The sequence below is a fragment of the Exiguobacterium sp. KJ 601 genome, assembly GCF_027161185.1.
Taxonomy (GTDB): Bacteria; Bacillota; Bacilli; order Exiguobacteriales; family Exiguobacteriaceae; genus Exiguobacterium; species Exiguobacterium profundum.
On sequence record NZ_JADHZG010000007.1, the window covers coordinates 1 to 14,607 of the forward strand.

At 48.7% G+C, this 14,607-nt stretch carries 14 protein-coding genes and 2 tRNA genes; all 16 read right to left on the bottom strand.

Annotation, left to right across the window (positions count from 1 at the left end; translation table 11 throughout):
* Positions 1–377 precede the first annotated feature (377 nt).
* Positions 378–1,868: a lysine--tRNA ligase gene (lysS, locus tag IRJ25_RS14555; protein WP_012727709.1), complete on the bottom strand. Its 1,491-nt coding sequence runs from the start codon at positions 1,866–1,868 to the stop codon at positions 378–380.
* A 148-nt stretch (positions 1,869–2,016) separates the two neighbouring features.
* Positions 2,017–2,955, bottom strand: coding sequence for a tRNA dihydrouridine synthase DusB (gene dusB / locus IRJ25_RS14560; protein WP_230872777.1), 939 nt, complete (start codon positions 2,953–2,955; stop codon positions 2,017–2,019).
* Positions 2,956–3,025: 70 nt separating this feature from the next.
* Positions 3,026–3,523: a 2-amino-4-hydroxy-6-hydroxymethyldihydropteridine diphosphokinase gene (gene folK / locus IRJ25_RS14565; protein WP_159563161.1), complete on the bottom strand. Its 498-nt coding sequence runs from the start codon at positions 3,521–3,523 to the stop codon at positions 3,026–3,028.
* Positions 3,520–3,885: a dihydroneopterin aldolase gene (folB, locus tag IRJ25_RS14570; protein WP_074035333.1), complete on the bottom strand. Its 366-nt coding sequence runs from the start codon at positions 3,883–3,885 to the stop codon at positions 3,520–3,522. Before folB ends, folK begins: the two co-directional genes overlap by 4 nt.
* Positions 3,878–4,663, bottom strand: a complete 786-nt coding sequence (gene folP, locus IRJ25_RS14575; protein WP_269318557.1) for a dihydropteroate synthase — start codon at positions 4,661–4,663, stop codon at positions 3,878–3,880. Before folP ends, folB begins: the two co-directional genes overlap by 8 nt.
* A gap of 11 nt (positions 4,664–4,674) precedes the next feature.
* Positions 4,675–5,493, bottom strand: coding sequence for an aminotransferase class IV (locus IRJ25_RS14580; protein ID WP_159563164.1), 819 nt, complete (start codon positions 5,491–5,493; stop codon positions 4,675–4,677).
* Positions 5,477–6,061, bottom strand: coding sequence for an aminodeoxychorismate/anthranilate synthase component II (pabA, locus tag IRJ25_RS14585; RefSeq protein ID WP_269318558.1), 585 nt, complete (start codon positions 6,059–6,061; stop codon positions 5,477–5,479). The genes IRJ25_RS14580 and pabA overlap by 17 nt, the downstream gene beginning before the upstream one ends.
* The gene (locus IRJ25_RS14590; protein ID WP_074035316.1) at positions 6,058–7,437 is read right to left on the bottom strand and encodes an anthranilate synthase component I family protein; all 1,380 of its coding nucleotides are present in this window, start codon (positions 7,435–7,437) and stop codon (positions 6,058–6,060) included. The genes pabA and IRJ25_RS14590 overlap by 4 nt, the downstream gene beginning before the upstream one ends.
* A 94-nt stretch (positions 7,438–7,531) precedes the next feature.
* Positions 7,532–8,485 carry a cysteine synthase A gene (cysK, locus tag IRJ25_RS14595; protein WP_012727717.1) on the bottom strand — a complete coding sequence of 318 codons (954 nt, stop codon included), beginning with the start codon at positions 8,483–8,485 and terminating at the stop codon, positions 7,532–7,534.
* Positions 8,486–8,569: 84 nt separating this feature from the next.
* A complete protein-coding gene (gene hslO / locus IRJ25_RS14600; RefSeq protein ID WP_269318559.1) occupies positions 8,570–9,499 on the bottom strand; it encodes an Hsp33 family molecular chaperone HslO in 930 nt (309 codons plus the stop codon).
* Positions 9,500–9,518: 19 nt separating this feature from the next.
* Positions 9,519–10,283, bottom strand: coding sequence for a type III pantothenate kinase (locus IRJ25_RS14605; RefSeq protein ID WP_074035307.1), 765 nt, complete (start codon positions 10,281–10,283; stop codon positions 9,519–9,521).
* A gap of 93 nt (positions 10,284–10,376) precedes the next feature.
* Positions 10,377–12,401, bottom strand: a complete 2,025-nt coding sequence (gene ftsH / locus IRJ25_RS14610) for an ATP-dependent zinc metalloprotease FtsH (RefSeq protein ID WP_012727720.1) — start codon at positions 12,399–12,401, stop codon at positions 10,377–10,379.
* A 105-nt stretch (positions 12,402–12,506) separates the two neighbouring features.
* Positions 12,507–13,052, bottom strand: coding sequence for a hypoxanthine phosphoribosyltransferase (gene hpt / locus IRJ25_RS14615; RefSeq protein ID WP_012727721.1), 546 nt, complete (start codon positions 13,050–13,052; stop codon positions 12,507–12,509).
* A 35-nt stretch (positions 13,053–13,087) separates the two neighbouring features.
* A complete protein-coding gene (gene tilS, locus IRJ25_RS14620) occupies positions 13,088–14,314 on the bottom strand; it encodes a tRNA lysidine(34) synthetase TilS (RefSeq protein WP_269318560.1) in 1,227 nt (408 codons plus the stop codon).
* Between the two features lie 68 nt (positions 14,315–14,382).
* Positions 14,383–14,454, bottom strand: a tRNA-Glu gene (locus tag IRJ25_RS14625).
* A 9-nt stretch (positions 14,455–14,463) separates the two neighbouring features.
* Positions 14,464–14,540, bottom strand: a tRNA-Met gene (locus tag IRJ25_RS14630).
* Positions 14,541–14,607: the final 67 nt, after the last annotated feature.

The window sequence follows — 14,607 nt, forward strand, 5'->3', positions numbered from 1 at the left end:
GGATCAAACTCTCCAAAGAATTTGATATAGCTCTTAAATTGACGAAGCTTGCGCTTCATTCAAAAATTGTAAAACTTATTTTTGCCTCATCGTTCAGTTTTCAAAGTTCGTCTGCCGCTCTTGGCGACTCTTAAAATAGTACAAGTCATCGACACAGTTGTCAACCACTTTTTTATTTCTTTTCCGCTGCCATCAGCGGCAACGTTTATTACTTTACCGTACACCTCTCATTAACGCAAGGGGTTTTGTAAAAGTTTTTTTAAAAAAGTTTTATATCTTTAGTATCCCTTCTGTTTAACGGCATACCTATGCGTTTCGAAGCTATCAAAAATAAAGAAGCCGAATCATACTCACGTATGATCCGACCATTTAATTGATTATTGTTGATGACGCATCGTTGGGAAAAGAAGAACGTCACGGATTGAAGGCGCGTTCGTCAATAACATGACGAGACGGTCAATCCCGATTCCAAGCCCACCCGTTGGCGGCATACCATATTCAAGCGCTTCAAGGAAATCGTTATCGAGTTCGTGCGCCTCATCGTTCCCCGCTTCTTTTTCAAGCAACTGTGCTTCAAAGCGTTCACGTTGATCGATTGGGTCATTCAACTCCGTGAAGGCATTCGCATGTTCACGACGAACAATGAATAGCTCGAAACGATCCGTGAAGCGTGGATCTGTTTCATTCTTCTTCGCCAATGGTGATACTTCAACCGGATGTCCTGTGACAAATGTCGGTTGAAGCAATGTTTCTTCTACTTTCTGCTCGAAGAATTCATTCACGATATGACCAAACGTCATATGATCTTGTACTTCTACACCGTGTTCTTTTGCAAGTGCTCGTGCTTCTTCATCGGACATTTGTTGCCAGAAGTCTACACCTGTCTCTTCTTTAACAAGGTCGACCATATGTGCACGTTTCCAACCGATGCCAAGATGGATCGTATCTTCACCATACTGCACATCTGTTGTACCGAGCACTTCTTTCGCTACGTGCGCAACCAATTCTTCCGTCAAATCCATGATGTCGTTGTAATCTGCATAGGCTTCATACAATTCGATCATCGTGAATTCAGGGTTGTGACGTGTAGAAATCCCTTCGTTACGGAATACACGCCCGATTTCGTACACGCGCTCGAGTCCACCAACAATCAAGCGTTTCAAGTGAAGTTCGATGGCAATACGCATGTAGAGTTCCATATCTAACGCATTATGATGCGTTAAGAACGGACGTGCCGCTGCTCCACCCGCAATCGTGTGTAACATCGGTGTTTCCACTTCTAAATATCCTTTTTGGTTTAAGAAGTTGCGAATCTCAGAAATGATGCGGCTACGCAAAATGAATGTCTGACGCGAGTCCTGGTTTGTAATCAAATCAAGATAGCGTTGGCGATAGCGCTGTTCCACATCTTTTAATCCATGATATTTGTCCGGAAGCGGCCGAAGCGCCTTCGTCAATAATTCAAACTCTTCCACGTGAATCGAAAGCTCACCAACGTTCGTTTTAAAGAGCTTCCCTTTTACACCGACGATGTCACCGAGGTCTGAAGACTTGAATAAGTCAAACGGCTCATCCCCGACATCATTTTTACGAACGTAAATTTGAATTTGACCTGTCACATCTTGAATGTGGGCAAAGAAAACCTTCCCTTTTCCACGTTTCGTCATGATGCGTCCAGCCAATGTGACTTCTACATCTTGTTCAGCCAAAGCCTCTTTTTCAATTGATTCATACTGCTCATGTAATTCACCTGCGTGTGCAGAACGATCAAAGCGGTGACCGAACGGGTCGAGACCGCGCTCACGCATATCGGTCATCTTCTCAAAACGAACCTGCATTTGATCATTCATTTCTAACTCGTGGCTCACTATTCCATTCACTCCTCTATCCATATTGGGTTTCTCTCTAACAAAAAACTGTCGACCCGATGGCCAACAGCACAGCCGAAGCCGTTCATTCGTTGTGGTGCACTTTTTCGCCAAACAAGCTTACCATAAATTAGTTCTTTTCACTAGTTCACACTTCTGACAGTTGTCGTTCGAGTTGGTCCACAAATCCATAAAGGACCGCCGCGAACGCCTCGCGCGATTCCGTTTCATTGATTTGTTTGCGAATCGGACCACTGCCTTTCAACCCTTTCAAATACCAGGCCGCGTGTTGACGCATTTCGCGTACGGCTGTCAGCTCACCTTTGATTGCACTCAACCGGTCGAGATGAAGCATGCAGATATCGATTTTCTCACGCGCCTCTGGTTCCGGAGGGAGCTCCCCTGTTTCGAGGTACTGGACCGTTTGATAGAGCATCCACGGATTCCCGAGTGCAGCGCGTCCAATCATGACGGCATCCACACCATATTGGTCAATCACACGTTTCGCATCCTGCGGGGTCGCGATATCCCCGTTTCCGATAATCGGGACGGTCGCTACTTTCTTCGCCTCGCCAATCCAATCCCAATTCGCGGTTCCTTCATATTGTTGGGCACGCGTACGTCCATGAATGGCAATCGCTGCCGCTCCACCCGTCTGAGCCGCCTTAACATTATCCAAAATAAAGATGTGCTCGTCATCCCAACCGAGTCGCATTTTCACCGTGACCGGTTTTTCGACGACATTCGTGACGGCATTCACCATCTCATACACTTTATCCGGGTCGAGTAACCACTTCGCCCCTGCGTCACACTTCGTCACTTTCGGTACGGGACAACCCATGTTGATATCAATGATATCCGCATTGGTGTTTTGATCGACGTACTGTGCCGCTCTGACGAGTGTATCTTTCGAACCGCCGAAGATTTGTAAACTGAGCGGTTTCTCTCGTTCATCGACGTATAGCATACGCATCGTCCGAGCGTTCTCGAGCAAGATGCCTTTATCACTGACCATTTCGGCACAGACGAGTCCCGCTCCGAACTCTTTTGCAATCAAACGAAAAGCAGGGTTGGTCACGCCAGCCATCGGTGCGAGGACTGCACGGTTTTTAATATCTATGTTTCCAATCTTAAAGCCTGTCAAGACAACACATCCTTCATTTCACCAAATTCCTAAGCAACTGTAACCGGACGACATCTTGGCGGTCCGTCATCGGTAGCCCTTCGAGCCAGGAGGCGACCGTTTGTCCTCGAACGACGAGTTCTGGTGCGATCTCTGCTAACGGGGCGAGAACAAATGCACGTTCCTGCATGCGCGGATGCGGAACCGTTAAGTGCTCTGATTGTATATCTTCCCCATTATAAAAGAGGATGTCAAGGTCGATGGTACGCGGTCCGTTCTTAAATAGACGTTCCCGTCCTAATCGTTGTTCGATCTGTTGAAGCGTGTTGAGCAGTTCGTCCGAGGATTGATGACTCTCGACTTCGACCACCATATTAAAAAACGAAGGTTGCTCTGTATATCCGACAGGAGCCGTCTCATAGACCGACGACTGTTTCGTGACGTGGAGACCTGTTCGCTCCATCTCATCGATTGCCGCAGACAACTGTCTAGCCCGATCTCCGATATTGGCGCCTAATGCAATATAAATCATGACGTCCGTCCCCTTGTCATCTCGATTGCTACTGAATCATAGTGTCCCGGGATGGGTGGGTCCGGTTTAATTACTTTAACCGTCACACGTTGAATCAACTCACTATGCGCCAACACGGCTGTCGTGATGCGTTCTCCGAGTGTTTCTAACAAATTGACCGGTTCTCCCGTCACAATATCTTCCGTCAACTGATACAAGCCGGCATAGCTGACCCCATTGTTTAAGTCATCCGAACGTCCCGCAGGCGCGAGGTCCAGTTCACACATTAAATCCACGTGAAACCGTTGACCGAGACGGTTTTCTTCTTCAAACACCCCATGATAACCGTAAAAACGCATCCCGTTCACAAATACTTTATCCATGTCTATCCCCTCCAATCATCGCATCCATCATCTTCGCCGCACGGGCGTTCGCTTTGACGTCGTGCACACGCACCCAATCGCACCCTTTCATGATTCCAAGACACGTTGTCGCTATCGTTCCTTCGAGACGCTCCTCTGTTGGTAAATCGAGCGTATGACCGATAAACGACTTACGCGACGTGCCGAGCAGAACCGGATACCCAAGACGTGTGATCACGTCAAGATGATTCATGAGTTCGAGGTTTTGCGTCACGTCTTTCGCAAATCCGATGCCCGGATCTAGCCAAATGTGCTCATCCTTTACGCCCGCTGCATGCGCAATCTCGATTGATTCCTGTAGATCGCTGACCACATCTTCGATGAAATGACGATAGTCCCGGTCTGTTCGGTTGTGCATGAGAATGATGGGAACCCCACATTCGAAAGCGACACGTGCCATCGAGCGGTCTCCCCATTTCGAACCCCATACGTCATTGATAATCGTCGCACCGGCCTCGATTGCCGCTCTCGCCACCATCGGCTTATACGTATCAATCGAAATCGGAACATCGATTTCTTTTGTCAGTCGACGGATGATCGGGACGACACGTTCAATCTCTTCTTCTTCGGAAACAAGTACCGCGCCAGGTCTCGTTGATTCTCCACCGACATCAATCGCATCGGCACCTTCTTGTACGAGTTGTTTCGCATGTCGTACAGCCTCCTCGATTGCCGTATACCGTCCCCCATCCGAAAACGAGTCCGGGGTCACATTTAAAATACCCATGACCTTCGTCATGCTTCCGCCTCCTAACCAATTGAGCGAACGAGTTTCGCCCACACTTCGTTAAATCGTACCCCGTCTTTACCGGGGTATCTCAGATTTCCATAATGCGTCACCGGAGCGACTTGTTGGATTGAATTCGTCATCCAAATCTCTTTCGCTGCAGTCAATTCTTCAAATGTCACGGGTTGTTCGATTACAGAGAAATGTTTCATCACCCATTGTCGTGTCACACCTGCGAGTGCTCCGCTCGATAGCGGAGTCGTGTATAACATATCATCTGGACCGACCCAAAAGATGTTCGACACGAGCCCTTCCACCACATGTCCATGTTCGTCCGCAAATAGTCCTTCAGCGCCTTGGTCTTGTAAGGTCCGTTTTCCAAGGATATTGTTCATATAATGATGTGACTTTAATCGAAAAGCCGCTTCAGGACGACTTCTCGGAAACGGGATCGGTTCGACCCGTTTCTCCTGTGGTACAACTTCTGAGGATAGCGGTTTGACGATCATGGTGACGTTCGGTGTCTCATAACGACCCGCGTAGAGACCGAGGGGCGCAACTCCTGCCGACACGTTCAAGCGGATATAAAGGTCGGGTGCATCGTTTTGACGGCACAGTTGCTGAATCGCCGTCCCGATTTCTTCCTTCGTGTATGGAAAATCGATCCACAGCTCATCGAGACTCTTCATCAAGCGCTCCCAGTGGGCATCGAACAGGAAAGGAACGAATTCATATGTACGGAACGTCTCAAACAAGCCCATTCCATACAAGAAGCCGTGATCTTCAACCGGAATCAACACCTTCTCTCGTTCGACTAACTCTCCGTTATGCCAATACCACATGACGATACTCCTCGATAAAGTTTCGAATCATTTCCTTCCCGTGCTCAGTCAAAATCGCTTCAGGGTGATATTGCATCCCTTCGATCGGAAGCGTTCGGTGACGGAGTGCCATGATTTCTCCAGTCTCCGTCTCTGCAGTGACCACTAGACATTCTGGTAGAGACGAACGCTCCACGGCCAACGAATGATAACGGGTCACGACCGACTGTTGCGGAATCTTCTTGAAAATCGATTTTCCGTCATGTTGAATCTTCGACGTTTTTCCATGCATGAGCCGCTCAGCATGGACGACTTCTCCACCGAACGCTTGCGCAATCGCCTGATGTCCGAGGCAAACCCCTAAAATCGGGATACGACCCGCAAACGCTTGGATTGCCTCGACGCTAATTCCCGCCTCATTCGGAGTGCAAGGTCCCGGCGAAATGACAAGATAACTCGGGGCAAGCGCCTCGATCTCTTGAATCGTGACTTCATCGTTTCGATACACGACTAGTTCTTGACCGAGTTCACCGAAATATTGCACCAAGTTATACGTAAATGAGTCATAGTTGTCGATTAATACAATCATGTCGTTTCCTCCGTCATGTGTTTCGCCGCCCATAGCGCCTTCGCTTTGGACAGGGATTCTTCATATTCCGAGACCGGATCCGAATCGATCACGATACCTGCTCCCGCTTGAACGTATGCGATTCCGTCTTTTACGACCATCGTCCGAATCGTGATATTAAAGACGAGGTCGTCATCCCAACTTAACCAACCATATGAGCCAGTGTAGAGTCCCCGGCGAACTGGTTCGAGTTCTTCGATGATTTCCATCGTCCGAATTTTCGGCGCGCCGGTGATGGTACCGCCTGGGAACATCGCTGCCAGTGCTTCGGCTCCTGATACTTCATCCCGAATCGAACCTCGTACGTTCGAGACGATATGTTGTACGTGTGAGTACTTCTCAATCACCATCAACTCATCAACATGAACGCTGCCATATGCCGCCACCTTGCCGAGGTCGTTCCGTTCAAGATCGACGAGCATGACGTGTTCGGCCCGCTCTTTCTCGTTTTCAAGCAATGTGTTCGCCAACTCCAAGTCTTCCACATCATCTTTGCCACGTGGACGCGTACCCGCGATCGGGCGTGTCGAAATGTCGGTTCCGTGTTTTTCAAGCAACAACTCTGGTGAAGCGGAGACCATCGTTAAAGCGTCATCCACGAAATAGCCCATATAAGGAGATGGATTCATTTGACGCAACGTATCATATACTCGACGCGGGTCAGCGAGAAGTGGTTCGGACTGACGAACGCTCAAGTTCACTTGGAACACATCCCCTTCTACGATATAGGACTGAATCCGTTTGACCGCTTCAACAAACTCTTCCTGGGACATGGAGCGCGATCGTTCTATCGGTGACTGCCCTGTCGGCTTGAACGCGTAATGCGACTCGACGTTCCACATGGCCGCCAATCGGTCCGCCTTACGTTCTGCACCTTCCTCCGCCGTCACCATCAAGTACAGGGTCGAATCCACTTCATCGAACACCGCCACCTCGTCAAATAGAAGAAACGAGACGTCTGGTGTCGACAAATCATCCTCCGCTTGCTGAGGGAGACGTTCAATCGTCCGGGCCACATCATAACTGACATACCCGATCATGCCACCAAAGAAAGGTGGAGCCCCTTCCGGACGCTCGGCCTCAAATCGCTTCCGTACCTCACTGACGAGCTCAAGCGGCTTTCCGTATAGCGTTTCTGTCGTATCTCCCACTTGCAAGAGTCCGACACCGTCTTTTACATGAAAGCGACCGAACGGCTCGATTCCCGCAATCGTATACCGTCCCGCTCTCCCACTCTCTAACCATGCATGATACGGTTGATCCGCCGTCAACGTCATGTATGCCTCATACACCTTCTCTTTCGTCATCCGCTTTGTTCTGAACGCAGTCGATCTCACATGTCATTCCTCCGTCTATTCATTCATGCCTTTTATTGTACACAAGAAAAGGCAGCAATCGAAAGAGAATGTCTCTCGATTACTGCCTGAAATGTTATACGCGACTCTCGTTTGACTCTTCATCAAACTGATAGAGCGGCGTGCTCAAGTAACGTTCACCGTTTGACGGGATAATCGCCAATACATTTTTCCCTTTACCAAGGCGTTTCGCTGTATCAAGTGCTGCCGCAATGGCAGCTCCTGAAGAGATACCACCGAGGACACCGTTCGTACGTGCCGCCTGACGAGCATATTCGAACGCTTGCTCTGTCGTGATTTGAAGAACCCCTTCATAAATCTCCGTGTCGAGGATGGATGGAACGAATCCAGCCCCAATCCCTTGAATCTTATGAGGTCCCGGTTTCCCGCCTGATAAGACAGGTGAATCGACCGGTTCAACGGCGAGAATTTTTACGTCCGGGTACTTCGCCTTCACGACTTTACCTGCGCCGGTGATGGTACCGCCCGTCCCGACTCCGGCAATCAAAGCGTCGACTGAAAGTCCTGATTCTTCAAACGCCTCTACAATCTCAGGTCCCGTCGTCATTTCATGGACGTTCGGGTTAGCTGCGTTATTGAATTGTTGCGGGAGGAAGTAGCCATGTTTCTCTGCTTCTTCAGTAGCGCGACGAATCGCTCCACCCATCCCTTCAGGTCCTGGTGTCAAAATTAATTCGGCCCCGTATCCACGAAGGAGGTTTCGGCGTTCCATGCTCATCGTTTCAGGCATGACGAGAATGGCTTTATATCCTTTTGCGGCACTGACCATCGCGAGACCGATGCCCGTGTTTCCGCTAGTTGGCTCGATGATTGTATCACCTGGCTTCAAGATGCCGTCTTTTTCAGCCGCTTCGATCATGGCGAGGGCGATCCGGTCTTTAACGCTTGATCCCGGGTTCATATATTCGAGCTTCAGATACACGTTGGCATCCTCTGGTCCAGTCATTCCGTTCAATTTCACAATCGGAGTCTTTCCAATCAAGTCTGTTACTGAGTTTACGATACGCATTGCATTTCCTCCTTCATAATTCCGACTATTCCGATATTGTTATCATACCCTATCGAATTGAAAATATGCAATTTGGAACGTTGCTTACGCCTGTGCCTGTACTTTCATCGTCTCTAACTGTTCCGCTGAGAAATGATACTTTTCGCCACAGAAATGGCATACGGCTTCAGCTCCGCCATCTTCTTCAATCATCTGACGAATCTCTTCTTTTCCGAGACCGATAATGGCGCTTTCCATTCGTTCACGGCTGCATGTGCAGTTGAACTGGATCGGGTTCGTGTCGAGGACATCGAGGCTATCGCCAAGGAGTAATTGAAGCATTTCTTCTGGCGTTTTTTCTTCACCAATCAAAACCGATACGGGCGGGAACGTCTGAAGTGCTTTTTCGAGCGCTTGTACCGTCTCTTCAGAAGCGTTCGGGAGCAACTGGACGATGATTCCACCTGCAGCAAGAATCGATTCATCTTCCGGTAAGACGAGGACACCCGCCCCGACGACTGACGGCACTTGCTCAGATGTGGCGAAGTAGTACGTGAAGTCTTCACTGATTTCGCCCGTTTGAATCTCTGAAGAACCGCCGACATAGTCTTTCAATCCTAAGTCTTTAATGACAGAGATGGTTCCTTTTCCGACGGCTTCGCCGACTTTCAATTTCGTCAACCCTTGTTCGTTGACGAATGTACCGCCATCGACACGCGGGTACGACACATATCCACGAACATCTCCCTCTGTATCCGCGTCCACGATGATTTTCCCGATTGGACCATCACCTTCTACTTTAAGCGTGACACGCGCTGCACCTTTTTGCATCGCTCCAATCATCGAGCCGATCGTCATCGTCCGTCCGAGGGCAGCTGAAGCAACTGGTGTCGTTTGATGACGAAGTTGCGTCTCATATACCGTTTTTGTCGTGCGTGCGGCAAAGGCACGAACCTCTCCGTTAAAACCGAGGGCACGAACGAGATAGTCATCCTTCATCTGGTCGAGTAATGCTTGTTGTTCTGTATGAATCATATGATTTAACTCCTTTAGTTTACTTTTGATTGCGCTCGTAAATGAGACGAAGGCCTTCGAGTGTCAGGAACGAATCCACATGGTCGATCGTCTCTGCATGTTCACTGATCAATCGCGCCAGCCCTCCCGTTGCAATGACAGTCGCTTCACCGACTTCACGCTTCATCCGGTTCACGATACCGTCCACTTGGGCCACATATCCATAATATGTCCCCGATTGCATCGCTTGAATCGTGTTCTTCCCGATGACTGTCGGCGGGGTCGCCAATTCAATCCGAGGTAGTTTCGCGGCACGCTGATAGAGTGCCTCCACTGAGATCATGATACCTGGTGAGATGATTCCGCCATGGTAACGACGTTTCTCATCGATGTAACAATACGTGGTTGCCGTTCCAAAATCAACAATTATGAGCGGACCGTCATACTTGGCGATTCCAGCCACCGCGTTAACGATTCGGTCGGCCCCGACTTCGCGAGGATTCTCGACGTGAATGTCCAACCCTGTCTTCACACCTGGTCCCACAACGATTGGACGTACATTGAAGTATCGTTGCGACATTTGTTCAAGTGGGAAAATAACAGGAGGTACGACAGAAGATAAGATCACTCCCTCGACCTGGTCGAACGAGACGTTCGAATGATCGAATAGCGATTTCACCAGCATGCCGTACTCGTCGGTCGTTTTTGTACGATCCGTTGAGATGCGCCAATGGTGTACGAGATGATCTCCATCGTACATCCCGAGAACAATATTTGTATTTCCAACATCAATCACTAAAATCATGATATAGTTCCTCACTTTGTTGTCAATTGCAGTTCGCTCGAATTATAACACGAAAAAAGACGAATGCCTCGTCAAGGGCATTCGTCTTTTTCATTAACGTGATTCGTTATTCGGACGTTCTGTCGGTGTCGCTTCTGGCTTATCGCCTTCAGGTACGACATCCGGCTGGCTGTCTTGGACAACTTCAGGTTGATCGACGACTTGACCGTGTTGAACGGCTGCATCATCTTTCTTCGCTGCGTCATCCGCATCCGTCGATCCATCCACGTCCTCTTCCGGCTCATGCGGAAGATACTCGCGTGTCTTGATCAAATGACGAATCTGTTTCGAGTCGAGCGTCTCGACATCAAGCAGCGTCTTTGCAACGAGTTCGAGATCTTCGCGACGATCTGTCAAAATCTGCTTCGCTTTCGCGTAACAGCGATTGATGATGTCTCGAATCTCCAAATCGATTTCTTGCGCAATCGCATCCGAGTAGTTCTGCTCGGTCTGGAAATCGCGACCAAGGAAGACTTGTCCGCCATGGTTTGAACCGAGCTGGAGCGGTCCGAGTTTATCGCTCATCCCGTAATCCATGACCATCTTACGTGCGATACCAGTAGCGCGCTGGAAGTCATTGCTCGCTCCGGTCGACACTTCTCCAAAGATGACATCTTCGGCGACGCGACCACCAAGAAGACCAACAATCTTGTCTTCGAGTTCAGGTTTTGTCATGAAGTAACGATCTTCTTTCGGAAGCATGACGACATATCCGCCCGCGTTTCCGCGTGGAACGATTGTCACTTTGTGTACTTCATCCGCATTCTCAAGCTCGAGACCGATGATTGTGTGACCTGCTTCGTGATATGCAACAATGTTGCGCTCTTTTTCAGAGATGATGCGACTCTTCTTCGAAGGACCTGCGATAACACGGTCAATCGCTTCTTCCACATCGACAACTGAAACAGCTGTACGGTTCGAACGTGCCGCAACGAGTGCCGCTTCGTTCAAGAGGTTCTCTAAGTCTGCCCCAGAGAAACCAGGCGTACGTTGTGCAATCGACTTCAAGTCCACCGTCGAATCGAGTGGCTTGTTACGTGCATGGACTTTCAATACTTCTTCGCGACCTTTGACATCCGGACGATCGACCGTAATTTGACGGTCAAAACGACCTGGACGAAGGAGGGCCGGGTCAAGGATATCTGGACGGTTTGTCGCCGCAACCATGATGATTCCTTCGTTATCACTGAATCCATCCATCTCAACAAGAAGTTGGTTCAGTGTTTGTTCACGCTCATCGTGTCCACCACCGAGACCGGCACCACGCTGGCGACCGACCGCATCAATTTCATCGATGAAGATGATACATGGCGCATTCTTTTTCGCGTTTTCGAACAAGTCACGAACACGTGACGCCCCGACCCCGACAAACATCTCAACGAAGTCCGAACCTGAGATCGAGAAGAACGGAACACCGGCTTCACCGGCTACCGCACGAGCCAAGAGTGTTTTACCTGTCCCTGGAGGACCTACGAGTAAGACCCCTTTTGGAATACGTGCGCCGAGTTTCGAGAATTTGCGAGGATCTTTCAAGAATTCAACGACTTCGATGAGTTCTTGCTTCTCTTCGTCCGCCCCAGCCACATCTTTGAATGTGACGCGACGTTTCTCTTGGTCGTATAGTTTCGCCTTCGATTTCCCGAAGTTCATCACACGACCACCACCGCCACCACCTTGCGCTTGGTTCAACAAGAAGAAGAACAAGATGAAGATGATAATGAATGGTAAAATCGCGAAGACGATGCTGAACCAGCTACTGTTGGATTCAGCCTCCTCGATTTGAATATCCGTATTCGCTCGAAGCTGCGTTAATACATCCGCATATTCCGCTTCGTTCGCTGGAATGTTTGTTTCATAACGTTGGTCTTCATCTCCTGTAAGATCGCCTGTAATCGAGATAGCCCCCGGGATTTCTTGTACGGTTGCCGTCTCAATCCGATCATCTTCCACATATTCTAGGAATTTCGAATACGAGAGCGTTTCACTCTGACTATTCGGATTCTGCAAATATTGAAGGAACAAGATCAAGGCTAGGAAAATCACACCAAAAACCAATGTGTTTTTCACTGCACGATTCATTCTCTGCCTCCTATTCCGAGAAACGATGTTCTCGCCCATTCAGTATATGCCTATACTTTGGGGATTTCCTTTATCTTACCACGTCACATTTTCAAAAGAAAAACGTTAGCCCCCGTAAACGCTCGGTTTGAGCACACCGACATAAGGAAGGTTACGATATTTCTCTTCATAATCAAGACCGTAGCCGACAACGAATTCGTGTGGAATCACGAAACCGCTATAGTCTGCTGATAAACCATTTTTACGGCCAGTCGGCTTATCGAGAAGCGTGACAATCTTCACAGACTTCGCTTTACGGTATTTAAGAAGATCGACGAGGTAACCAAGCGTCAATCCACTATCAATAATATCTTCTACAATCAAGATGTCGCGTCCTTCTACAGATGTATTTAAATCTTTCTCGATTTTCACTTCACCTGTCGAAGAAGTTCCTCCATGATACGTCGACACATCCATGAAATCCATCTCTAAATGGATATCCATTTCTTTGACGAGGTCCGACATGAATGGCATCGCGCCTTTCAATACACATACGAGAAGCGGGAACTCTTCTTTATAGTCTTCGCTCAATGTTCCAGCGAGTTCTTTCACCTTTTCTTGAATCTCTTCACGTGAGATTAAAATTTTCTCCATATCGTTCATTAATGACATCTTGAAATCCTCCTCTTTCTGTTTCGACACAATCATCATTTTACCATTAATCGTAGGCAAATCGCATCCGACTTGTCTAGAAATTCTGAAACTCTTACCCCAACAATCGCGAGAATTCGTCCCGAGGCGTCCTCAAGCAACGGGAGCGTCGGTCGAATGGTTCGCTCAACCTTTTCATCGATTAGGATGCGGGATACTTTTTTTGTCCCCACGTTCAACTGCATTCGATCTCCAGGTGCGAGCGAACGAATTGTCAGCGGATAAGTGATTTCCTTTAGCGGAATACCTTCTCGTCCTTCTTCGATGTACAACGAAACCGTACGCTTTCCAAATTGAACGACGGCCGGTAACGACTCGACCTGAACGGGGTGAAGTGATGCTTCTGTCGAACGTTGTACAAGATTAAGTACCCTCTTCTGCTTCATCATGAACCACTCACCTGACAGGTGATAGGTTCCGGTGTCCTTTTGACTCATGCTTAACTTTTCGACCGCCTCACCGACCTCTACCCCATAGCGACGGGACAGCAAGCGAGCGACCGTATACCGCTCAAGTGAGGATAAGCGATTAAACTCATCAAGTTTCACATGAAACGCTTTCATTTCAAGATCCACATTTTCTTCAATCCATCGCCCACATGACTGGTAACGCATGTCCCATTCAGCGTATGCCTGTTTCGCCGTATCGTATACATCGTCAACGACTGTCGGCCACAGTTGTTTCAGCCTCGGGATGATTTCGTGACGGATCCGATTCCGTAAATAGGTCACTTCCTGATTGGTGGCATCTTCCCTCCAGGCAAGTTCGTTTTTCCGAGCATACTCGATGAGTTGCACCTTTGTTTCTCTTAATAAAGGACGGATCAACGTCCCACGCCCGAACGTTCTTCTCTCGGGAATTCCTTTCACTTCGATTACGTTTCGGTGAAGTTGAATGAGAACCGTCTCCAACACATCATCCGCATGATGAGCCGTGGCCAGTGTATCGTATCCATGTTCATTCATAACGTCTTCAAAAAAGCGGTAGCGGGCCTTACGGTAATGCGCCTGTGATGCTCCTTCTTGAAAATGGAGACGCGTCCCATGAAACGCGACTTGGTAGGATGCCGCTACGTGTGCGACGAACGTGTACTCTTCATCTGATGCTTCTCGTAAACCGTGATGGACGTGCGCCACCGCCACATCCCATCCTTGCTTGACGAGACGGTCCAATAAGACAATGGAATCGACTCCACCGGACACAGCGACGAGTACCTTTTTCATGAATTCCCTCCTTGATATAACAAAAGAAGCCATCTCGATTGAGATGGCTTCTTTACGCTTAGGTTAAGTGACCCGTACGGGATTCGAACCCGTGTTACCGCCGTGAAAGGGCGGTGTCTTAACCGCTTGACCAACGGGCCTAAATAAAATGGTAGCGGCGGAGGGAGTCGAACCCACGACCTCACGGGTATGAACCGTACGCTCTAGCCAGCTGAGCTACACCGCCATGTTATTGTTGTGTCCTAAGCACATTTTCTATAATAACCAGTCACCATTCGAGTGTCAATTCTTTT